At 63.8% G+C, this 23,355-nt stretch carries 12 protein-coding genes; 8 read left to right on the plus strand and 4 right to left on the minus strand.

Going from position 1 to position 23,355, the window contains the following annotated elements; all coding sequences use genetic code 11:
• Window positions 1-123: 123 nt before the first annotated feature.
• Together QMG83_RS06720 and QMG83_RS06725 are read left to right on the plus strand one after the other, a co-directional pair.
• Entirely contained in the window at window positions 124-2,307 is a 2,184-nt protein-coding gene (locus QMG83_RS06720; RefSeq protein ID WP_283504610.1) for an ATP-dependent nuclease, read from the plus strand.
• Window positions 2,304-4,115 (plus strand): UvrD-helicase domain-containing protein, encoded by a 1,812-nt coding sequence (locus QMG83_RS06725; RefSeq protein ID WP_283504611.1) that lies wholly within the window; start codon window positions 2,304-2,306, stop codon window positions 4,113-4,115. Before QMG83_RS06720 ends, QMG83_RS06725 begins: the two co-directional genes overlap by 4 nt.
• A 756-nt stretch (window positions 4,116-4,871) precedes the next feature.
• On the opposite strand, the gene QMG83_RS06730 is transcribed toward QMG83_RS06725, so the two are convergent.
• From QMG83_RS06730 to rhuM, 3 genes are all read right to left on the minus strand, one after another.
• A complete protein-coding gene (locus QMG83_RS06730) occupies window positions 4,872-5,348 on the minus strand; it encodes a hypothetical protein (protein ID WP_283504612.1) in 477 nt (158 codons plus the stop codon).
• A 15-nt stretch (window positions 5,349-5,363) separates the two neighbouring features.
• Window positions 5,364-6,401, minus strand: coding sequence for an endonuclease/exonuclease/phosphatase family protein (locus QMG83_RS06735; RefSeq protein ID WP_283504613.1), 1,038 nt, complete (start codon window positions 6,399-6,401; stop codon window positions 5,364-5,366).
• A 253-nt stretch (window positions 6,402-6,654) separates the two neighbouring features.
• Entirely contained in the window at window positions 6,655-6,846 is a 192-nt protein-coding gene (gene rhuM, locus QMG83_RS06740) for a RhuM family protein (RefSeq protein WP_283504614.1), read from the minus strand.
• Window positions 6,847-6,963: 117 nt separating this feature from the next.
• Between rhuM and QMG83_RS06745 the strand changes: the two genes are divergently transcribed.
• From QMG83_RS06745 to QMG83_RS06755, 3 genes are all read left to right on the plus strand, one after another.
• The gene (locus tag QMG83_RS06745) at window positions 6,964-13,809 is read left to right on the plus strand and encodes a hypothetical protein (protein WP_283504615.1); all 6,846 of its coding nucleotides are present in this window, start codon (window positions 6,964-6,966) and stop codon (window positions 13,807-13,809) included.
• Window positions 13,809-17,522, plus strand: coding sequence for a hypothetical protein (locus tag QMG83_RS06750; protein WP_283504616.1), 3,714 nt, complete (start codon window positions 13,809-13,811; stop codon window positions 17,520-17,522). The genes QMG83_RS06745 and QMG83_RS06750 overlap by 1 nt, the downstream gene beginning before the upstream one ends.
• Window positions 17,523-18,239: 717 nt before the next feature.
• On the plus strand, window positions 18,240-18,881 hold the full coding sequence (locus QMG83_RS06755; RefSeq protein ID WP_283504617.1) for a CHRD domain-containing protein: 642 nt from the start codon (window positions 18,240-18,242) through the stop codon (window positions 18,879-18,881).
• Between the two features lie 168 nt (window positions 18,882-19,049).
• On the opposite strand, the gene QMG83_RS06760 is transcribed toward QMG83_RS06755, so the two are convergent.
• Window positions 19,050-20,060 (minus strand): LacI family DNA-binding transcriptional regulator, encoded by a 1,011-nt coding sequence (locus tag QMG83_RS06760; RefSeq protein WP_283504618.1) that lies wholly within the window; start codon window positions 20,058-20,060, stop codon window positions 19,050-19,052.
• Window positions 20,061-20,238: 178 nt separating this feature from the next.
• Between QMG83_RS06760 and QMG83_RS06765 the strand changes: the two genes are divergently transcribed.
• From QMG83_RS06765 to QMG83_RS06775, 3 genes are read left to right on the plus strand one after another with little or no spacing between them, the layout of a single operon-like run.
• Window positions 20,239-21,525 (plus strand): ABC transporter substrate-binding protein, encoded by a 1,287-nt coding sequence (locus QMG83_RS06765; RefSeq protein WP_283504619.1) that lies wholly within the window; start codon window positions 20,239-20,241, stop codon window positions 21,523-21,525.
• A gap of 4 nt (window positions 21,526-21,529) precedes the next feature.
• Window positions 21,530-22,477, plus strand: coding sequence for a carbohydrate ABC transporter permease (locus QMG83_RS06770; RefSeq protein ID WP_283504620.1), 948 nt, complete (start codon window positions 21,530-21,532; stop codon window positions 22,475-22,477).
• Window positions 22,474-23,343, plus strand: a complete 870-nt coding sequence (locus QMG83_RS06775; protein WP_283504621.1) for a carbohydrate ABC transporter permease — start codon at window positions 22,474-22,476, stop codon at window positions 23,341-23,343. The genes QMG83_RS06770 and QMG83_RS06775 overlap by 4 nt, the downstream gene beginning before the upstream one ends.
• Window positions 23,344-23,355 lie beyond the last annotated feature (12 nt).

The following is a 23,355-nucleotide window of genomic DNA, read 5'->3' on the forward strand; positions in this document are numbered from 1 at the left end:
GCACCGCTCGGCGCACAAAGTCGCGCTACCAGGCATCCGGATCGATGAAGGAAAATGAAATCAACGAGGATCACAAGCGCGCATGCTGTGAAAGCCAAATGACAAGAGGACACCGATAACTCAATGCATATCTCAAAAGTGTCTCTCGTCAACTACCGCAATTTCGAACGCACTAACGTTTACCTCCAACCCGGCGTCAACACCATCATCGGAGAGAACGGATCAGGAAAGTCGAACCTTTTCCGTGCCATGCGCCTCCTACTTGACGACACGTTCGCCACACGAAGGCACGACCTCGAAGAGAGCGACTTTCACCGTGGTCTTACCGACTGGCGCGGGCACTGGATCGTCATCATGATGGAGTTCGATAACGTCAGCGATGACGAGGCTGTCCAGTCGCTGCTACTACAGCACGCTGCCGAAGAGTCCTCGGGGGACACCGAACGGGCGACCTACTCACTGGTATTCAGGCCCAAGGCTGAAGTCCGCGACGGCCTCGCCGCACTGCAAGATGGGGATCGTGCTGGACTGGCAGAGCTTCGCGCCACGATTACCCTCGACGACTACGAACGTGTTTTCCTCGGCAAGATGAGTGTCGACCTCACAGACCGTGAAGAGTACACGCGCATCGTTGGTGACTTTGATGCGGTGATCTTCCCATCCGACAACAACGGCACTGCGCCTACATTTGCGGATGAGGTCGGGATCAAGATCCAGCGAGATATGTCGTTGTGGCGGGAGTTCTCGCTCTCCTTTGTTCCGGCACTTCGGAACGTTGTCGCCGACTTCAACGACCCCAGGAAGAACCCGCTTCGGACGCTCCTCGCATCCAAGAGTGAAGAGATCCCCGAAGGTGATTTCGATGACATCCTCAGAAAGGTTCGCGAGCTAAACAAAGATATCGAGAGCCGGGATGATGTTCAGGAGATCACTCGTGGCATCCAGAAAACTTTCAAGGAGACTGTCGGAGAGACTTACTCACCAACATCAATGCGGATCCAATCGGAGCTTCCGCTCGAGGCCTCTGACCTTTTCCAGTCACTCAAGCTCTATGTCGGCGAGCACGGCGACTCGGAACCGAGACGCCTGCACGAGATGAGCCTCGGCGGTGCCAATCTTGTCTTCTTAACGCTGAAACTTCTCGAGTTCGAGTATCGAACCGCGAGACAGGCAATCGCCAACTTTCTGCTTATCGAAGAGCCCGAAGCACACATCCACACTCACGTTCAGAAGACTCTGTTCCACAACGTCGCGTACGAGAACACGCAAATCATCTACTCGACTCACTCGACGCACATCTCAGAAGTGAGCGAGATTGAACGCGTGAACGTGCTCTCGCGCGAGGGCGAATCATGGGTCGCCCTCCAACCAGCGACCGGCCTCGACCCCGCAGACGTCCATTCCGCCGAACGCTTCTTGGATGCCGTGCGTTCCAACCTGCTCTTCGCAAGAAGCGTGTTGCTGGTCGAGGGTGATGCCGAGGAGATCCTGATCCCAAATCTCGTCAAGAAGATCTACGGCATCAGCTTGGACGAAATCGGTGTCAGCCTCATCAACGTGCGCAGCACTGGCTTTGAGAACCTCGGGAACCTCTTCCATGAGGATCGTCTGCGCAAGCGGTGCGCAATCTTGACCGACCATGATCAAGTCTTCTTCGACGCCGATCCGGATGATGGTGATACAGAAGTAGTCGCAAAACGGAAGCGCAGAGCTTTGGCTTCAGCCAAGGCTGGGGCCGCACGAAAGATCCGTCTCGATGATTTTGCGGCTGACAACGATTACCTCGATGTCGCGTATGCGCCGCACACTTTCGAAGTGGACTTCGCCGAAACGTCGGGGATCAACCGGGAAATTCTCAGCGCTACTGTGGACGAGGTTTATAAGAAGAGCGGGGAACGTAAGGTACTCAAAACAGCACTGGCAGACTCGGATATCGCGTCGTACGGCAAAGCGGCGCTTCAACTCGCTACTAAGGCGAAGAAGGGCTGGTTCGCACTCCTCCTCGGCAGATGGCTTGACACTGCCGACCTGGATGGCGGCCCTGTGCTACCCGGCTACGTACTTGACGCGCTCGGTTTCGCGGCTGCAGAGCTCCCGCCAGAGACCTGGGTGCGCATCATCGAGCACCGAATCGATCAATGGAAGGGCTCAAGGAGCACCACCTCGAATGAGGTCGCCGCAGCGCAGATGATTCTCGATGAGCTCAAGTCTGGGGATATTGATATCGAATCTGCTCTAGTGAATATCGAACGAGATACTTATGCTGACTTCCGTCTTATCGGCTTGGCACGAGCCTTCGGAAAATGACGTCAGGTTTGCAAGACCTCAACCCTGAGCAGCGCGCAGCGCTAGAAGCAGACGGCGATGTTCTGATCATCGCGTGCCCAGGCAGCGGAAAGACCCGGACCCTGACTCACAAGATCGCATCAGAGCTATCGCAGGTTTCATCGCATCGCGAATTCGTCGTGGCACTCACATACACGCACGTCGCTGCCGAAGAGATCCGAGACCGCATTGAGGCTATGGGGATCGACACCACCCAACTCTGGGTTGGCACAATCCATAGCTTCTGCCTCACCTGGATACTCCGACCATATTCGCTCTACCACGAAGCTCTTAAAGACGGGTTCAGTGTGATTGACACCTTTGAGAGCGAAGAACTGCTCGGTGAGATTGCCAAGCGAAATCCGCCGCTCAAGGGCCAGTTTGACTGCAAATACTATGCAACCGAACTTGGCTTTTCTCTCGACAAGAGCACTCCAGAGGAAAACATCGATCCTCTGCGGTCGACGATCGCGGAGTACCACGAGCGGTTACTCGAACAGAAGCAGATCGACTTCGAGATGATGCTCAAGTTCGCCCACGACCTCATCACTAATCACCTGCCGATTGCGAAGCGGTTGGGCCAGCTCTTCCGGATTGTGGCGATCGATGAGTATCAAGATACGAGAGACATCCAGTACTCGATTGTCTCGAAGATCATCCGAGAACCAAGCTCGAAATCGCGGCTCTTCGTCGTGGGGGACCCCAACCAAGCGATTTTCGGTTCGCTCGGCGGTGTTGCCAAGACCGCCGGAGAACTCGCCGCACTGACGGGTCGCCCGGTGAATGAACTCGCGCTTCGGAGCAACTATCGTTCGTCGCAACAAATCGTCGAATACTTCAGCAACTTCGCAGTCGCTCCGATGGAGATAGAAGCTGCGGGGGAATGGCGAGACTGGAGCGGGCATCTCGTCCACGACATAAGCCTTGATAAGACGGAACTCGTTCAAGGTGTCGCCGAGCTAATTAGACACAATGTTGAAGTTCTTGGTGTCCCGTCTGAGCAAATCTGTATTGTTGCTCCCTGGTGGCTTCATTTGGCCTCGATCACCAGATCACTCGTACAAGCGCTTCCCGAGTATGAGTTCAATGGGCCTGGACTGTCACCATTCGGCCAGAACCTTGATAACTTCTGGTACAAGGTCGCTCGGATCGCACTCACTCATTCGGCCCCCGACATGTTTCGCCGCCGCATCCGATGGGCGCGAGAGGTCATCGAGGAACTCGCTACGGCTGGTTATGTTAGGGACGACCTGAGCGCGAGGGACTTCCTAAAAGCGACCAATGGAATCGAAGTGCCAGGGACGAGTGGAACACGGTTCCTTACCGAGTACTTTGATGCCTTCTGTGCCGCATTCGGCTTCGTGCCAAGAGTCGATTCCGAGCTCGCATTCCAGCGCGAGAGTTTCTTCGACCGAATGCAGAGTCGACTGGCGCGCATTCAGAAAGACGAAGGCGTCGACGTTGACGATCTCGAAACCTTCAGAAAGGTGTTCCGCCCACGAAATGGCATCGTGGTCTCGACCATCCACGGAATCAAGGGTGCCGAGTTTGACTCCGTCATCGCGTTCGGGCTACTCGAAGGTATCGTGCCGCACTTCGGCGAACCCGCGTATGAGAAGACTGATGTCGCGAACAAACTGATGTTCGTTATCGGCTCCAGAGCGCGCAAGCACCTCTACCTCATCTCGGAAACTGGACGAGGTAATCAGTGGTATCCGAAATACCAGACCAGCGTACTCAAAGGGCTCGCCACGTATCCCTACACTTCTCGTCTTATTACGCGGCTCTGAGTTATCACCTGACGTGCAGGCTATTTCGACTGAAACGGAATATGTGGGTGCGCTGCACCGCCTCGCCGTTGAAGGAGCATTAGAACCGTTTTGCGAGAGATGCCGGACTGATGGCGAGTAGCGCCTAGCCTCGCCGTCCTCATTCGATTTGGTTGGCACCTGGTATGAGGTGGTTGCGCCTTCCGAACGTACAAGACGGAATGCCACGATCCTCCTCGCTTAGCAGAGGGGACCAAAAGGGGACCAAAATCATGCAAACCAAGCATCTCTTGACGTTCCTCGCATGATCTGACCCGCAGAATCATGCGGAATCCAGCTCGAACCAAGCCGTTTGGACGCCTGGGGGTCAAGGGGTCGCAGGTTCAAATCCTGTCAGCCCGACAATGTGCCCCGGATTTCTCACGAAGTCCGGGGCTTTTTCGTTGCGCTTTTCACGATCTGACAGAAGGCCCAACACTTACCCAGCACTTTGAATTCCCGATGCACCGGCGATGGTGAAAATTGGTTTCGCTGCTGGAGCTTCCGGCGCACTAAGCAGTAGCGCTAAGAGGTGGGAGGCCAGACGTGCTCGACCGGCACGGTACGGCAGATCGTTCACGCAGAGTGAGCTAATCGCGCTCGACAATGAATTCGCGCCGTCCTGCTGAGAGCGTGGGCTGCTCCCGAAGGAAGAGAAGAAATTTGAGTTGCGACACCGATCACCGAATCCGTCAAACGCAGGTGTCGGTAGCGAAGGCCGCTGACACCTGCAGAGCTCTACGCAGGGGCTAAGTCTCGGTCTAGAAAGTCGCGGATGAGGTCAGCACGCTGTTCTCGTGTAAAACCATCCCTGATGCCGAGCTCGAGTGTCCGGCCCCGACTGTCGGTGAGTTTGACGCCAGCTACCGTCTCAGGAGAGTCGCCCTTTCGGCGTTTGTCGAAACCGAGGCGCGCGATCCACGAAGCAATAATCGTCGCCGCCGCCGCCACGACTGCCGGGGCCAATCCCAAGACAATCTCAGCGACCTCACGCGGAATCTCGCCGTCCACCTCTCCCCACGCGCGGACCTCAACACCGTCCTCCTCCGCGAGGCGGTGAAGCAATCGGGAGCGTTCCGCCGCGAAGTCCAGAACCTCCTGAGACGGCCAAGTTGCCGCTTCTTGACGTGCAACCGCCAGCGAATATTCGCCCTTGGCGACCTTGCTCGAGTCGAAGCTGTGTAGCCTCTCAAGCGTTATATGTGTCACATTCATCACCAGAATCGACCATCAGGGCTCCTTCGGAGCCGCACCAATTTCCTGCAGGTAGGCATCGGAGAAGTCCGTTTGGATCTCCACCCAGAGTGGCTTGTGGTCTGACATCTGCCAGGTCCGCCACTCTTCGTACCGCGCGATAGGGGTCTTTGGTCTCCTCGCGTTCGGCTTGTTCTCGGGTACCAAATGCAAATACAGCGGCATGTCTGCCACGGTGAACACATTCTCGTAGATGTCGACTATGCCGCCGTCGAGGGTCTTGAAGCGATTGTCTTTTACGCGCACTGCAATCTGGTCGTAGAAGTGGTCACGGTTGGGGAGATTATCGCCGTCGATTTGCTTGGGCACCGTGAACCCGCGACTAGTGAGTGCCGACATCGTTTCGTGTTCCGGGCTGACCACGTTGAAGTCGCCCAGCAGGATGTAGTTTTCCGCTTTCTGGAGGTTGGTTACCTCCTTGCTCTCCTTGTCCTGGCGCTTCGCAAAGAAGTTCACTAGGGCTTCGATCTCATCGATGCGGCGCTGGAGCTCTATACCGGAGTCCGAGCCGTAGTAGATGTGGACGGTGCAGAGATTGAAGCGGAACCATCCCGACTGAAAGGAGACTAGGAATGGGGTCCGGGCGAATTGCTGGCCCTCCATATCGGTGGCCTTACCAGCCGGGAGCGCGGGCACGATAGCTTGCTTCGCCGCTGTCTGATTCTTTGGAACCTCTACGGCTGAGGCCGGCACGATGAGCTGGCCCTTGGGGAGGACTATCTCGCCGGCAGTCCTCCGGAACCATACCTTGTCACGGTTGTAGACGAACGCCATCCGCTCGCCGTTGCCGCCGGTGCCTTCAGTAGCGTCGGTAAGGATGTAGTCCCATCCGGAACCTAGGATATCCATCAGGCGTTCGAAGTCCCTGAGCTTCGAACTCACTTCCTGAAGCGCCACCAAATCGAAGTTTGCAATGGTCTCCGCTAGATAGTAGAACGACTCACTTAGACGCCCTTGCGAACCGAACTTGCCGTCCGCCCCGAAGTCCCGGATGTTCCACGTCGCCAGCAGCATGGAACTGTCCTTGCGTTTAGCTCGCAGCGGTTGCAGTGAAGCGCGCATATTGATCAGGCGGTCCGCGCACCGCACCCTCATGGCTTCGTCCGCGATTCGACGAACTCCTGCGTAGTTGTTCGACATTGCACCACGCTCCTCGGCCCGAGCCGGAAGTTGACACGGACGTTGCTCCACCAATACAACCCCTGACTAGAGCGGTCTGTCTAGCCTCCCTGACGACTCCCTAAATAACCTGTTTGGCGGATCGGCGTCAAACGCCACCCCGGGTGGGATTCGGGTGCCTACGCTGAATGAAGTCTGCACACTGATGTGTTCCGTGACGTTTCAGCACGTCATTCGCCCACCGCCTGAATCGCATACCTTTCGGCGACCTCACCCGGTATCCGATCGACAGCACCATGTCGAGGTAGTGGTGCTCGACGGCGCGATCGCCCTCAGGCAACCGGGGCGCTTCGGGTACTTGGGTCTACGAGCCGCTGGCTCTTGTCCAGCCCCGCGCCAGGGTCTACAGTGTGAGACGCCAGAAGTACCTCGTTCACCGCTGCCCCGGAGGCGCGTCGTGACCCAGTGGGATGATCTGCCGGATTCCGCCAAGAACGGCGGGGCCCTTTCGGTGCTGGAGGACGCTCTCAAGGCGGGCGGCGCGAACGGTCCAATAACCGACGGCGACTGGAAGGTCTGGATCAAGACCTACCGCGCCGACAGCCTGCTGACGCTCGGCGGATTCGGCGGTATCCCCGGCGGCGGAACGCCCCTCGAGTTTCGCGACCCAAACCTCACGATCGAGATCGGGCTGCACCAATCCTCGGGCACCGATGACGGCGGCTGGCGCGTCGTCCTCACGAGCCCCGTCGTGGCGGTGCACCTGCCTTTCCTCAGCCCCGCTAAATACGACGAGCCCAACGCCCGGCTGCTGCCCGACCCCAGCATCGACCATGTGTCGATGGTCGTCGGTGGGCTGAAACTGAGGCTCATGCAGCTGTCGGGACAGTCCGTGCAGTTCGACTTCCTCTCCGCGTCCACCACCGGCAACCCCGTCGACAAGATCTACGACCTCGTCCGGATGGAGCCGCCTTACGCGACCGTCGGCCCCGAAGCGACCGTGGGCATCGGGTTCCGTGCGGCCGTCCTCGACCTGAGTTCGGAAGCCGGCCCATCGGGGCTCCCCGCCGGCGCACGGGCGATGCCCAACGCGTGGCAGGGTTTCCACCTGCCCGAGGTGCGGGTGTTCGTGCAGCCGCCCGGGCTTGAGGATCTCTACATCACCACGGCCGCGCGTGACCTTTACATCGGCGTCGGCGCTAGTGCCGGGCTCACCGCGATCTTCGAGGCCGAAGTGGTGAACATCGCCGAGCTCACCGTCTCGGCACACGTTCTGACGAACGCGGGGAAGTACATCCCGGTCACTATCGCTGACCCGACTGCCGACCCCGCCCACGGCACCGCCACCGTGCCCGCCGACGCGACGCTCTTCGTCGACACCCACGGCGGGTCAGGCTCAAACACGGTCACGATCGCCCCCGACAACGCGTCGATCGTGATGGGGACCCGCGGGAACATCACCACCGACGCCGACGGCACCACCATCCAGGTCACGGTCGCGGATGCCGTGGCTGGCATCACCAAGCACCTCACCATCTCGACCACCTTCGACACTTCCGCGGCCGGCGGCGGAGGCGGCGGGGTCACCGCGCTCTCGATCACACCGACGAGCGCTCTCGTGCCGTATCGGATTGTCGCCGACTCGCTCGATCCGGCCGTCGTGCGACTCGAACCGGCACCACCCGTGACCGCGACGATGGCGTGGACGAGCTCGACGGTGCCGATCACCGGCGACAGCGACAAGTTGTCGGTGACGCTCGATGTCTCGGCGCTCACCCCGACGCATCCGCTCTCCAGCCAGCTCGTGGTCACAGTCAGCGGAGGCACCGCTGTGGTGAGCGACTGCTACTTCGTCTTCGACCACCCCAAGCCCGCCGAGCTCGCCACGCCCACCTGGGCGCGCAACCCCGACAACACCCGCGATCAGAAATCGCCCGCGCGCGACCTGCACGCGCCATCCCGGAGCTACATCGATGCGGCGACCGACCTCGCCAGCTACCTCGACCCCGACACCGAACTGACCGTCGACGGGTACGCGTCGTACGAGAACGAGCAGGCCCAGTACAACCACGACCTCAGCGAGCGCCGCTTGCAGGTGGCGCTCGCCATCCTGCATGACGCCGGGTTCAGCAAGGCGAAGGTAGGCACGGCGTTCGGGGCGGCCAACGCGCACGCGGGCACGAACCCCCGCACCGACACCACGCCCCCGCCTACGACACCCGCACCACCGGCCGAGACCGACGGCTTCTGGTGGCTCGCCCGGGCGTGGGCCCCGGGCGCACCGGCTGCCAACGTCTCCGCGAACCTCGATGTCATGCGGCAGGAGTGGGGCGGTGACAACACCCAGAAGGACGTGACCCCGCTCAAGCGGCCGCAGCCCAGTTGCTTCCGCCGCATCGGCGTACGCGTCGAGATCCTGCGTGACACCTTCATCCGCGCCGAGGTGTGGGGCGAGTTCGACTTCTCCAAGGCCGCCGATCAGAGCAAGTCCGGACTCGGGCTCACCGATGCCCAGCACGACGACAACCCCGCAAACGGCATCGTCGACTTCCTCGTGCGGCTGCGGATCAGCGAAGACCGCCAGTCGTGGGAGGTGGATGCCGAGTTCCGTGCGCACGACAAGGACAAGGACGGCCTCTATCAGCGCAAACGCGGCGACGGCATCCCCGATCTCGTCCTCGACGCCGTCGGTGCGCTCGCGGTGCTCGCCCCGCTCACCGCCACCGCGAGCAGCCTCTCGCCCGCCGGCGGGGGCGTCGTGGCGCTCGGGGCCGTCGCGATCGGGGCGGCGGGCGTGCTCGAGACGCAGAAGCTGACGCTCTACGGCGGCGAACTGGTCGTCGCCGACGGGATCGTCAGCGCGGACGGATCGACGGGGGATGCCTCGGCGGGCAGCAAGGTTGCCGTCTTCTTCGACGTCGAGACCACCTTCTCGTTCGACCTCAAAATCATCCGCACCGCCGACGGCAAGCCGATGAGCGCGCGGTACAAGGCGATCGGGGTGGCCGGGGAATGGGGGAGCGCGGCGAGCCCTGACTTCCGCCCGCTGGCCGTCTTCGACCCGGCCAGGGGCTACACGATCGACGCACCCGACGGCTCGCTCGTCGCGACGCCGCCGCTCGACGAGATCCTGCGCATCTTCGGCTTCAAGGTCAGCCGTGACAACCCGATGTTCGTCGAAGTGCAGTTCGGTATCGGGCTCGAGCTCGGCATCGTCACCATCGACACCGCCACCGTGCGCGCCGACTTCCACGGCAGTGGCGCCCCCGACATCAGCATCTCGCGCCTGTCGGCCACCCTCGACGTGCCGGGCGTCCTGCACGGCACCGGGTACGTCGCCATCTCGGATTCGCAGATCAGCGGCGGCTTCGACGTCTCGGTGACGTCGGTCAACATCCGCATCTCGGCCACCCTCACCATCCACCCCGACCCCGACGGCGGACCGGCGATCGGCATCCTGTTCGGCGCCGCGGTGGAATTCCCCGCGCCGATCCTGCTCGGCGCGTCCGGCCTCGGCATCTACGGCTTCCTCGGCGGGATGGGCATTAACTTCGCCCGCAGCTACGACCAGACTGCCGAGCTGCCAGCGCTCGACTGGGCCGTCACGCACCTGAAGAACGATGACCTGTTCACCGACCAGGCATGGCACTACGAGAAGGACGCGTACTCGTTCGGCGCGGGCCTCGTGCTCGGCACCGCCGACGGCGGATTCACGCTCAACCTCAAGGGCGTGCTGCTGATCTCGACGCCCGGCCCCGACATCACCCTGCTCGCCCTCGCCAACGTCTTCGCCCCGACCCTGCCCGAGCTCGGCGGCGACACCAGCGCCACGATCATCGCCGTCATCGACCTTGACTTCGGCCGCGGGAGCGTGCTCGTCGCGCTCCGCATCGAGTACGCGATCGGGTTGCTCCTGTCGATCAAGATCCCCGTCACCGCCTTCTTCGACACGAACAATACATCGCACTGGTACGTCGAGCTCGGCAACTACGACCACCCGGCGACCGTCAGGGTGTTCGATTCGTTCACCGGTTCGGGATACCTCGAGGTGCACGGCGACGGGCTGAGCCTGCCGACCGACCCGCCGCTCAGCTCGGACGGTCTGGTGTTCGCCGCCGGCTTCCACATCGAGGCCGTCCTGATGGGCAGCGAGGCGATCGGCCTCTACTTCAAGGCAGCCGCCGGCTTCGACGCCCTGTTCTCGCCAGACCCGCTGTACGTCGGCGGAATTATCGAGGTTAGCGGCGAGCTGCGCCTGTGGATCATCAGCATCTCGGCCAGCGCCAAGCTCGTCATCATCTACAAGGATGCGACCGGCGAGCTGTACGTGCACGGCGAGGTGCACGGCAAGGTCGACTTCTTCTTCTTCAGCGTCGAGGGCTCCGTCGAACTGACCATCGGGACCGAGCCGGGGACGGAGCCGCCGCCTGTCCAGGACCTCGTCACCGGCGTCGGACTCGTAACGCGCACAATCCACGTGCTGCTCGAGGGCGCGGCCGTCGGCGAGCCCGTCGACGGCGTGCTCGCGAAGGCCGCCGAGAGCGGGGACGCGCCGGTCGACGTGCCGATCGATGCGATCCCGGTGCTGTCGTTCCTCACCCTCGCCAAGACCGACCAGGCGAATATCCTCGGCGGGGTGCTCGGCTCGTACGCGGGCGCCCCCGCCAACCCATGGATGCAGCTCGGCGCCCACTGGTGGCGGTACGAGGTCACCGCCGTGCGGCTCACCGGGGGAGTGCTCATCCCGCCCACGCCGGCCGGCGGGTCGGCGGCAAGCGTGTGGTGGGTGCAGAAGAGCGACGCGCAGGCGACGTCGCTGCAGCTGGCACTGCTGAACTGGACGCCCGATCCCCATCCGGCCGCCGTGCCGTACGGCGAGGCGCTGACCACGACCGTTGACCACCGGTGGGGCACGATCTGCAGCACGGCGGCCGAGCCGGCGAGCGTCCTGTGGACGTTCGACGGGCAGCCGCTCGGGCCGAGCCTCACGGGGTGGGTACTCACAGGCATCGCCTGGCCAGACGCCTCGGGAACCATCCGGACAACTCCGGTGCGCACCCGGATGACCGTGACCGAGCCGTGGCGGATCTCACCCGCCGTCGACGCACTGCAGGGCACCGACCCCGCGATCGTCCTCGGCGATGCCGTGGCCTGCTACAACCCGTCGATCCGCGACCCGAAGACCTCGCTCTCGCAGTGGTCGAAGGGACAGGCGACGGGGTTCAGCGCGCGCGGCTGGCTCACCGGCGCCGCGGCGTTCACCGCCCTCGACGCGCACATGGCCGCCGGCGGGTCGCTCTACGACTTCCCCGCCGTGCGGCAGGCAACGGCGTGGGACCCCACTACGGTGTCGGCGTTCGCACGCGCTGCGGCGGCGACGGGTTCGCGCCAGATCGTGCAGGATGCGGGATGCTTCGGCGAGCTGCTGCGCTCGCCGGTCCGCGATCTTGGCGAACCCTCCCCGGGCGGGGACGAGTTGGCGCGCAAGCTCGTCGAGGAGACCTGGGCGGCATCCGGGTTCACCCCCGATCCGCTCGCCGACGCCGTCGCTTTCACGGCGGGCGCTGCGGCGGATGCCGACGGGTTCGAGGACTTCGGTGTGCTGATGCTGATGCCGCGGATCGGACTCGAGTACGGCCTGACGGTGTCGGCGCGCACGGCCGATGGATCCGAGATCGAGGCGCACCGCGTGAGCGGCTCGGATCTGGTGCCCTCGCCTGTCCCGATCCCGGGCCGCTGGCTCGACGCCGGAGGATCGTGGGCCGATTCGGTGAGCCGGGCCGGGCACCTCGCCGGGCGACTGATCTCGACCGAGAAGCTCGTGGCGGTGTACGTGCGACTCGACGGGCTCGGCGGCAAGGCGGCGCACGTCGTGACCGGCTGGGACCGCCACCGCAGCAAGGCACCGTTCCCGGCCTACTACGTCGTCGCGGTCGAGGCGTTGCTCGCCTCCGAGACTCGCCGGTATGACTGGGACACGACGACGCTGAACAACGATCAGCAGACGCTGAACACCGCCCTCACGCAGGCGGCCGGCAGCGAGCCGCTGCTGACGCCCGACACGACGTACGCTGTCGAGATCGACTGGCAGGCGACGTGGGTGCCGGTCTCGGGCGACGACCACAGCCCGCCGCAGGGTCAGCCTCCCGCTCCGACGCTGATGCCCGCCGACCTTCCGAACGACCACACGTCGACGAAGACGCAGAGCTTCCGCTTCCACACGAAGGTGAAAGCGAACGTGCCCTCCGACATTGTGTCCGACCTCTCGCCGTGGGTGCTCGGCACCATTCCCGCGAAGGACGAGACCGGGGTGTTTACACATGCTGGGGTGAGCCTCACCTTCTCGTCGCAGCGTGTGGCTGCGCTGTTCGACGCGTACGACCTCGAGCTCTACGCCGTGGTGCACTCCTCCTCGGGCATCCACCCCCGACTCGCCGATCAGCCCGATGAACCTGTGCCGCAGGTGCCGCTGGTCGGTGGGTCGGCCTACGCCACCACGATCGATCGGTACGGGGTCACGTCGCCCTGGCGCGAGGCCGCCGAGGACCTCGCGGCGAACCTCGGGTGCCTCGACGAGTCGCGATTCGACCACAGCACGTTCACGGTGACGCTGCCGTACGAGTTCGAGCCGCTCACCGAGTACCTGCTCGACGTGCACGCGCGCAAAAAGGGCGCCGGCGGCACGGGCGACATCGTGTACCGGGTCCCGTTCCGCACCGGCCGGTTCGCCGATGCCGCCGAACTCGCGTCGTTCGTCGGCAGCTCGCGCGCCGAAGGCCGCGGCATCCTCACCCCCTCGGCGCTCGCCCCGCTCGTCGGTAGCGTGCCGGGCACGGTGCTCGACGACGCGTTCGAGCAAGCCGGGCTCGGGGCCCCACAGGTTCCGGGCTTCCCGGCGCTGCAGGTGCTGTGGAGCACCGACGCGGTGCCCCAACCGATCGCGGTGGTCGGCGATTCGAGTGAAGAGATCGTGCGCTCGCGGGCGACGCCGCAGAAGGTGGATGCCGCGCCCACCGACGCCGACCCGACGCACCACTACTGGGCGAGCGTGCCCTGGCCGTGGCTGGCGGTCGGAGCCGCGGTCTCGCCCGCCGCACCAGGACTGCCGGACGCCCCGGTGACCCGCATCGCAACGGGCCCGGGCGGCACGCGCGCAATCATCTTCCTCGGTCCGAACGCCCGCGGCACGAGACTCCGAGTCGACCTCGTCACCGACCTCGACGGACCCGCGGGATCCACCGAGGCGCGCACGCCGCTGCTGTCGGTCGCGCTCGTTACCGCACCGTGGGAGGAGGAGGACTGATGGCGCGCATCGCGAACCCCGGGTATTTCCGCGCCGAAGCTGTCGGCATCGACTGGGCCTCGGTAGCCAAGTCGCACGGGCAGCAGCTGCCGGACGCCGGCGACTCCCGCGGGCTCACCCTGCGACTGGCGTGGGCGTGCCACAGCGACCTCGGCGTGCCGCACGGGGTGTTCACCGTGTGGCGGCGGCAGCCGAAGCAGGCGGATGCGCGTGCGGTCAACGTCACCGCACAGCCCAACGGCGACGGATCGCTACGGGTGGACTGGGGCACGCCTGCGGGGCGCGTCATCATCGACTGCGGTGTAGTCGACCCGTCGCAACCGGTCGTCGTGCACCTGTGCTGGCGCACCGGCTCGAAGGAGTCCGTCACGGCCGTCGGCCTGTCGGGCACCGGCAGCGCGACCGCGCACATTGAACTGCGGACGCCCGGCGCGACGTGCGCCCTCGTCACGAACGCGTTCGATCCGGTCGCCCGCATCGTCTCCCTCGACGACATCGTCAACGCACCCGACTGGGAGCCGCTCGAGTACGTCGGGCTGCCGGTTCCCAGTACCGGCATCGCCGGCACCGACTACGACGGCTACAAGCAAGGCCTTGTGACCGCGACGCTGCCAGCACAGGACGCCGCCCTCGACCGCTGGACCCGCGGCGCCCCGCCGGTCGGATGGTCGACGACGCTGCCGTCCGGCGTCGTCGCGCCGATCTGGCAGGCACCGGATGCGAAGGCGTTCGTGGCTCGGATCGCCACCGAGCTGCTCGACAGGATCGCAGGTCTGTACGCGCCCGGGCTCGCCGAGAACGCACAGGCGCGAGTGACGAGCCCTACCCCGGTGGCGGGTCCGCCGGGTGCGGGGCAGCCGGCATCCATTGACGCCGCCCCATGGCCGCTGCTATCTATTCCGGCCGTGAGCGATCCGTTCGCCAACCTGGCTCTCGGCTTCGGTACGGCCTACCCGTTCCGCACCGACAGTCGCGCCATCGCGCAGCTGCCGGCGCCGGAGTTCCTCGTTACCGCGAAGTATGCCGCGGGCCCGGTGTTCCGGGCGAGCGGGCCCGGGTGGAACGTCGAGATCCCGCTGCCGGCGGGGGAGTACGCCGCGTATGCCCCACCCGTCATGCACGCGCAGACCCCTGAACCGCTGCCCTTCGTATCGGCGCGCTACTCACTGCAGCCGCCCACGATCATCGACGCCCCGTGGCGCGAGAACGTCCGGTCGACGTGGCCCCCGCTGCCCGCCGACGCGGGCACCGTCCACGTCACACAGTTCGCCACGGTGCGCACCCCCCTCGCGACGGGAATCGCCGAGCCGCTGTTCGCCTTCGACGCGGACGTCGACGGTTGGCGCGTGCCGAACATCCCGCCCCTCACGCCCGGCGCGACTCTCCTGAGCAGCGTCGACCCGGTCGCCGAGATCCCGCTCGGCAGCGGCGGGCGCCACGAGCTGTACGGCGCCGCGCTGTCGGACGTCCACGGCATCTGGTCGCCGTGGAGCGAGACCGTCTATTCCGGTGTCGAACCGGCCGCGACGCCGCCGATGCTTGCGAACCTCAAGCTGCGGACCACCTTCACGGGCTCGGTGCTGTGCCCGGCGACGCTCGACGTGGACGTGATCCTCGAGTTCACCGAGCGGTCGACGACCTCCGTCGAGTTCTCCGCGGTGTTCTACCCGATGACCTCGCCGTCGATGCCCCCACCGACGGGGCTCGGCGCCGAGTCGGTGCCGGTCGGCGCGGTGCGTCGCAGCTTCTCGATCTCGTTCGCCGGTGATGTGCCGGCGGGCATCGGATGCGCTGTCGTGCCGCTCGACGAGAACGGCCTGTCGGCCCCGGTCGCGGGGCCCGGGCAGGGCGAGCCGCGCCGCTTCGGTGCGCATGTCGGTCTGCCGCCTCTCGACTTCTCGACGACCGACCGCTGGGGGGTGGACGTCTGGGCGCGCCGCGCTCTTGCGGTCGGCCCGACTCCCACGGTGTGGTCGCCCGGCGATCCCACGCGGGCGATGCTCGCGTCGGTCGGCAGCCCCGTGCCGGTCGTCCCGGCAACGATGCCGCTCCCGGGTGTGCCACTCGCGAGCCTCCCCGACTCAGACGGCCGTTCGCACGTACGGGTGGTGTGGGGAGCGCCCGGGTCGAGCAGCGTCAAGGCGTTCGTGGTGTGGCAGGCGAGCGAGGACTACCTCCGCGAGCGTTGCGGGATCGCCGACCCGGCACCGGATGTGGTGCCCGGCGCGCGACTCGTCGCTGTGCGCCAGTTGCTGATCGACCATCCCGAGGAGTGCCGTCTCGCCTTCCGGCGCGTGCTGGATGTGCCCGGCGACCGGCGGGAGGCGGATGTCGCGCTCGTCCGCGGCTCCACCGCTATCCAGTTCTTCGTCGTCACCTCCACGACCCCGAGCGGCGTCGACTCGGCGTGGCCATACAACTCAGCCAGCCACGACTCCACGCAGGTGTTCATCGCACCGCGCGTGCTGCGGCCCGCCCAGCCGCTCGCGCGCCCCGAGATTACGCTCGCGGGAGCGGACGTCGGTCTCGAGGTGCCGAGCGAAGTGCCGGTATCCCGCTTTCGCGTTTACAGCACGCACAACTTCGACGCGGCCCGCCGGGCCGACTCGATGGGCGCGCCCGAGTTTGTCACGGCGACCGCGCCCGCTGATCCGCAGGCCCCGGCCGACGTCGACCTCGTCACCGGGCAGCCCGTCTTCCGTGGGTACTGGGCCGGTGCGCTCACCCCGAGCTGGAAGACCTGGTACGTGCGGACCGTGGCCGAGCCCGACACTAGCGGCGTCCCCGAGCGGGGCTGGCGGGGCATCCTGTCGCCAGAGTCCGACATCGTGACGGTGCGCGTTCCGCCCTCAACCCTGCCCGACCTTGATCCGCTCGTCGTCGAGTCGGTGACGCCCGATCACAGCGTGCTTGTCGCGCGCACCTCGACCTCGGCACCGATCGCCGACACCGACTTCGGGCCGCACCTGGCCGGGGCGCTGGCGTCTGCCGCGCTCACGGCGGACGGGATGGCCGCGGCATCCCTCACGCCGCTCTCGGCGCTGGCCGCCGCCGATCCGCCGGCACCGGCGGTCGGCAACGCGCTGGTTGTGCGCGAGGAACGCAGCGGGGGTCGCACGCCGCTGGCGGTGTGGTTCACGCGGGCCGACCCGGCGCAGCCGGTCGACGTCGGGCTGCGGCTCGTCGATCCGCTCGGACGCGCGGTCGTGCAGCTCGCGACGGTCGCTGGATGGACCACACCCACGCCGCCGAACCTCGAGCTCGTCGCGGTGACGCGGGCGTCGGCGACCGCTGCCGTCGTCACGGTCTCGAGCACCGAGGAACGGACCATGCGGCCGCCGTTCGTGCTCTCCGTCTCGGCGGCGCGCCGGATCATCGTGCGTCCGCCGCTCGGCGGAGTCGGCGAACTCGGAGGGATCCGCTCGGTCGCGGAGTCCGGCGAAGTGCGCGAGCTGCTCCTCATCCCCGGCTTACCGCTCAGACCGACGCTCACCGCGTCGATCGAGCTGCCTGCCATTCGGCGCGACGGCAGGTTGCCATTCCCGATCCCCTTCCCGCCGCGACCGCCGACGAGCGGCATCCGCTTCACTTTCCGTGAAGAGGTCGGACCCACTCTCTACGACATCTACATCCCGCTCGCGGCGACGATGTCGGCGACGGTGACACTCACATCGCCGGAGGGTTCGCACACGTCGGTGCGCGCGAGGGGATAGTCGGTGACGGCGGTCGACGGGTGACGTCGCAACCTTGACTCGAATTCTCGTGGAGATATCGGCTTAGGGAATCGCCCCCGGATTTTTGTCGTTCATCGGGTGGGCCAGGTCCGATTGGGATCGCGAGATGAGGTCAGCGTCATGGGTGGCTTTAAGCTCGCGCGAGATCCCTCCGACGTGGTCTGCAAACAGCTCGATTTCCACCAATCGACCAGACGATCATGATGCATTTGGCTTCGCCCAAAGCTCGGGATCATGCGCGCATTATCGAGTTGCCGCGTAGCTAGGGGGTGAAGGGCGGACTAGCCAGCCGTCGCTGATCGTGCATTTTGAAGGCATGACTCAGCGCGAGCGTCGCGGACGCCGCGGCAGGACCGATGTCATTCGGGAGATCGCCCCACGGGAGCCGTGAGCGGCCGCACTGCCGCTACGCCACACCATGTTGACGCCTCCGATCGCCAACTCTTCGTCGTGCGTGGATTGTGCCACCTGCTCAATAATCTGGGTGGCAAACCAGGCTTCAGGTGCGCAGAACCGTCGAGTACGCGGTCGGGTAGAGCATCGACGTCTGCGCATCATCTCTCATGCACTTTCGGTGAAGCGCGTCTACCCGTTGTGATTCGCCAGGAGTCAGACTTACGATGCGTGCAGGCTCGCTCCTCTGACACCCGTTCGGGGGTGACATCGACGCCGTTGCAAATTTTCAAAGGTGAAATAATGCGCAAATCTCTACTCATTGCTGGCGCTTCCGCCGCCGGACTATTGCTGGCTATAACTGGGGCCGCCGCGGTGCCGGTTTCGTCACACAACAAATCAGGGCACGACTACGTGGCAGATCTACAACCACTGAACGCTGGTGAACACACGGTCGGCTCGGATACCTATACGATCCCGACAGCGAGCGGTAGCGCGGTCGTCAACCTTAAGGGCAACGACCTTACCGTCACGATTAGCGTGGCGGGCGTCACTCCGCTCACGCTTCACCCCCAGCACATTCACGCAGGGACGATGTGTCCAGTCGCGAGCGATGACGTCAACAATGACGGCTTCGTCGACGTCATTGAGGGCCTCCCCAAGTACGGCGCAGTTCTAATTTCGTTGGACAGCGACGTCGGCAGCTTCGCGCCGTCACTCGACTTTCCAGTCTCAGACGCCTCCGGAAGCTATGCGTACAGCCAGGCAGCATCCAAATCGCATCTGCAAAAGGAACTGAAAGGGGCACTGAAGCTGGGCGACCGGCACGTTGTGATTCACGGTATCGATCCTGCAAATCCGCTGCCGGCCTCCGTGCAATCGCTGCCGGGACTCCCGGCGTGGGCCACACTTCCGGTCGCCTGCGGCGAACTCGTTCGGCAGTAACGCTCCTCGCACAGTAAAACGAACCCTGCACCCCGGCGTGCAGGGTTCGTTTTCGTGGCCTGATGCCGCCCCGGGGATCGACGTCATCTTGATGTCGGGCGCAGCGCCCAACTTGCAGCGGAATGTGACACCCGGCGGGGGTGATCGCCTCCTCGGTGGGGGGCCCGACTAACCCGTCGTGCGCCGGGTCGAATCGCGCTGCATCAACGTGACCGCCAATTCGATCCGTCGTGGCCCGCCAGTAACGGAGCCGTCGATGCGACCCAAAAGTGTTTCTGCCATGGCGGCTCCGATCTTGGGGGCTGGGTTTGAGACAGTGGTGAGGCTCGGCGTAACCACGGCCGCCGCCTCAATGTCGTCGAATCCAACAACCGAGATGTCTTGCGGCACCCTGATGCCAGCACGGGTGAGCTCGCTCATCGCGCTTATGGCCATCTGATCGTTCGCGCACACAATGGCGTCCGGGAGGTTCCCGCTTCCCAGAATTTGTCGAACACCCTCCCGGCCGCCCTCCTGGCTGATGGAGGTGCGGATGATGCGGGTTGAGAGTTCTTCAATGCTTCCGTGCACTGCTGTTTCGTAGCCGCGGAGACGGTCTGCGGTCGCGTCGGTGTCTGACGTTCCGGTGAGAAAGACGATAGAGCGATGCCCCAGGGCGAGGAGATGTTCCGTCGCAGCCTGACTGCCACCGACGCTGTCGAGAACGACGGAGTCGCCGTCTGCTGCCCCAGCGTTGCCGAGAAACACCGTGGGGATTCCCGCCCGGCGGGCTGCCTCAAGAGTGGAAGGGTCGTGCCGATAAGAACACACCGCGATGCCATCAACGCGACGAAGGACCATCTTTTCGATTATCCGTGCCTCTTTCTCGGGATCACCGTCCGAGCAGCAGATGATTCCGTCGAATCCTGCCTCGTCGAGATCGTCGAGAATGCTGCGCGCGATTGCCGGGTAGAAAGGGTTGGTGATGTCGGGGACGACGATCGCGATCATCGCGGTGTGCTGCGTGCGCAGGCTCTTGGCGATTTGGTTGGGACTGTAGCCGAGCGCGCTCACACTTGCTCGCACTCGATCTTTTTTCTCGTCCGAGACGGGCCGGAGTCCGCTCAACACGTACGACACGGTCGCGACGCTGACGCTGGCATGGTCAGCGACCATCTTGATGGTTACCTGTTCACCCACTGGCTGACCTCCCTTGTCCGCACCAAGCTACCGTGGCATGCAAGCCTGGGCGAGTTTGCTCGTGCACGTTTGAATTTTCGTCGATACCGGCACGTCGGTTGACACCACCGAATTCGATGTGCTTTACTCCTCGTAATCGATTACGACCCTTGAACCCTACCTCTCCAAAGGAGCAGAGATGAAAAAGAAACTTGCTAGGAAACTCCTCACAATGACGGGAGTGCTCACCGCGGCCACTATCGCGATTACGGGCTGCGCTTCGGCCACGCCCGCCGTCGCAGAAGACACCACCGTGACGATTTGGTCGTGGCGGACCAACGACGTAGCTGCTTTCGAAGAGCTCGCAGCCCTGTACAACGAAGAGAACCCAAACGTCACCCTCGACTTCCGCACTTTCAAGGCGGAGGAATATCAGCAGATTCTGGCCACAGGGCTCTCGGCGTCAAAGGGGCCTGACCTTCTGCATGTGAAGTCGTACGGCGTCATCGAGCAGTTCGCAGAAGCTGGATCGTTAGAGCCACTCGACGAGATCGTCCCTGGCATTGCCGACTACAGCGACAACGTGCTCGCCGGCACGAAGAACCGCCAAGACGGTCTCGTCTACGGAATTCCGTTCAGCATTCAGACCATGCAGGTGTTCTACAACAAGACGATCTTTGACGAGCTCGGACTTTCGGTGCCGACTACCTACGACGAATTCATCGAGGTGTGTGACGCGCTGAAGGCAGCCGGCATCACTCCACTGGTTACCGGCGGAGACAACGTTCCACAGCTGTCACTGGTGGCCGACACTCTCGGGTCCGCTCGCCGCGGTGGCGCCGACTTCGAGAAGGCATTCCTCGCCGGCAAGACCGACCTCAGTGACCCCGACTACGTCGCGTCGCTCGAGATCATGAAGGAGCTGCAGCCGTACTTCCCCGAATCCATCGTCGGGACATCCAACGAAGAGGCTCGCACGTTGATCTTCACCGGTGCGGCTGCGATGTTGCCCTCCGGTGCCTGGGAGGTCCAGGGACTTCGTGACAATGCGCCTGATTATGAATTCGGCATCTTCGACATGCCGGTTGACTCAAGCTGGCCGTCCGCGAAACCCGTGACGCCCGGATACGTCGACGGTGGCTGGGCGATGTCGACAAGGGCCGAGAACAAAGAGGTGGCGACCGAGGTGTTGAACTGGTTCGCGGGATTGGAATTCTCACAGCGCTACTCCGATCTCACCGCCCTCATGCCAGCACTTGACACGGTCGTCGTATCCGACCCTCTGGTGCAGGAAGCGTTTGACGCCTACACCGACCACGGCGTCAACTACTTCGGTTCTGCGAACCTGCGTTACGGCACACCCTCGGGAACCGACCTGATGGGCGAAGCCGTGCAGAAGATGTGGCTCGGTCAGGAGGACGCGAAGGCGGCGGCGGCGAACATTCAGCGCGGCATCGACCAGTGGTACGTCCCGGTGAAGAACTAACACGATGACCGTTGCGCCAATGCGGCTCGCCTCGAAGGGGGGCTCGGCTCGCCGGGTCCCCCTTCGGGTGGTCGTCCTCTTCATCCTTCCCGCCTTTGCTCTGTTCGCGGTGTTCCTCCTCTTTCCCCTGCTGCAGGCGGTGAGCTACAGCTTCTTCGACTGGAAGGGAACACGTCAGCAGGGATTCATCGGAATTGACAACTACATAAGGCTTTTCACCGATCTGCCCTTCTCTGAGCAGATTCCGAGAGCGCTCGGGCACAACCTCCTGTTTTTCGCCGGAACCGTTGTGCTTCAGAACAGCATCGGTCTCTTCCTGGCCGTCCAGCTCCAGCGTTTCAAGCGGATGCGGCGCCTGTTCCAGACGCTCTACACCACCCCGTACCTGGTCAGCCCGCTTGTCGTCGGCTACCTCTGGAGCCTGCTGCTCTCGCCGCAATTCGGGCTTGTCAACGAAGCTCTCCGGGTAGTGGGCCTGGACGCGCTCGCCCTGCCTTGGCTCGGCGACCCAACGCTCGCCCTGCCGGTGCTCATCCTTATTAGCGTCTGGCAATGGATGGGCTTCCCCGTTCTTCTCTATGGTGCGGCCCTGGGAGGGCTTCCCGTGGAATTGAATGACGCTGCGGCTATCGACGGAGCAAACGGATGGAAGCGGTTCAGGTACGTGACCGGTCCGATGTTGACGCCCGTCATCGGCACCGTGTCGATCCTGACTTTCATCTCCAGCATGGAGGTGTTCACCCTCGCTTACGCGGTGGGAGGCTCCACGGGCTCGCCCGCTGGCGCAACAGACGTCCTGAGCCTGCTGTTCTATCGTGTCTCGTTCCAATCTGGCCTCATCGATGCGCTCGGACTCTCATCTGCGCTGGCGACCCTGATGCTCATCTTCATCTTCGGCGGCGCCGTGCTCGCCACCCGACTGCTTGCTCGGCAAGAGCGGAAATTGTCATGACGAACCTCACCCTTGGCCGAACCGACAGGTATCGGCCGCGTAAGAAGCGCCACTTCAAGGTGCATCCACTCATCTGGATTGCCATGTGGGGCTACGCCGCGATCTCAGCGGTGCCGCTGCTGATCATGTTCCTGAACTCGTTCCGGTCGAGCGCCGAACTGATTGCCAATCCCTGGCCATTCACCACCTCACCAACTATCGAGAACTACGTGAATGCCTGGACTCAGGCATCATTTGCTACCTACGTGGGCAACTCCGTCATCGTCACCGTGGGCGCGGTCGTGCTGTCGACGGCGGTCTCATTGCCCGCGGCATACGCCCTGTCTCGCTGGCAGTTCGTGGGCAATAGGCTTCTGCAGGCGCTGTTCATCTCCGGGCTGATGGTGCCGATGATGCTCGCGATCCTGCCCATCTTCTACCTGATGGACTCGCTCAATCTCATCGATTCGCCCCTCAGCCTCATCCTGATCTACGGGGCGAATGGCGTCCCCTTCTCGATCTTCGTGCTCTCCGCGTTTTTCCGTCAGCTTCCCGTGGAGCTCGAAGAAGCGGCATCCATCGACGGTTCTGGGTACTTCCGTACGTTCCTTCAGGTCATGCTGCCGCTCGTGTGGCCGGCGGTCGCGACAGTGGCGGTCTTCCGCTTCGTGCCCATCTGGAATGAGTTTCTGATGCCGCTGGTGCTGTTGCGGTCGAGGGAGAACTACACGATCTCGGTCGGACTCACGACCTTCTTTAGCGAGTACGAAACCGACCGAGCCAGCCTGTTTGCCGGCCTGGTCATCGCAACCATCCCGCTGCTGATCCTCTTCATCCTCGCGACCAAGCAGATTGTGCAGGGACTCACGGCTGGGCTTGGAAAGTGAGTGCAGCCCGAC

Source organism: Salinibacterium sp. G-O1 (assembly GCF_030063305.1).
In the GTDB taxonomy this organism is placed as follows: Bacteria; Actinomycetota; Actinomycetes; order Actinomycetales; family Microbacteriaceae; genus Rhodoglobus.

Excerpts from the sequence above, each read along its gene's own strand:
- QMG83_RS06730 (WP_283504612.1), bottom strand. The coding sequence starts at position 5,348 with ATGAATGTGACACATATAACGCTTGAGAGGCTACACAGCTTCGACTCG.
- QMG83_RS06770 (WP_283504620.1), top strand. The coding sequence starts at position 21,530 with ATGACCGTTGCGCCAATGCGGCTCGCCTCGAAGGGGGGCTCGGCTCGC.
- QMG83_RS06755 (WP_283504617.1), top strand. The coding sequence starts at position 18,240 with ATGCGCAAATCTCTACTCATTGCTGGCGCTTCCGCCGCCGGACTATTG.
- QMG83_RS06725 (WP_283504611.1), top strand. The coding sequence starts at position 2,304 with ATGACGTCAGGTTTGCAAGACCTCAACCCTGAGCAGCGCGCAGCGCTA.
- QMG83_RS06765 (WP_283504619.1), top strand. The coding sequence starts at position 20,239 with ATGAAAAAGAAACTTGCTAGGAAACTCCTCACAATGACGGGAGTGCTC.
- QMG83_RS06750 (WP_283504616.1), top strand. The coding sequence starts at position 13,809 with ATGGCGCGCATCGCGAACCCCGGGTATTTCCGCGCCGAAGCTGTCGGC.
- QMG83_RS06720 (WP_283504610.1), top strand. The coding sequence starts at position 124 with ATGCATATCTCAAAAGTGTCTCTCGTCAACTACCGCAATTTCGAACGC.
- QMG83_RS06735 (WP_283504613.1), bottom strand. The coding sequence starts at position 6,401 with ATGCTGCTGGCGACGTGGAACATCCGGGACTTCGGGGCGGACGGCAAG.
- QMG83_RS06775 (WP_283504621.1), top strand. The coding sequence starts at position 22,474 with ATGACGAACCTCACCCTTGGCCGAACCGACAGGTATCGGCCGCGTAAG.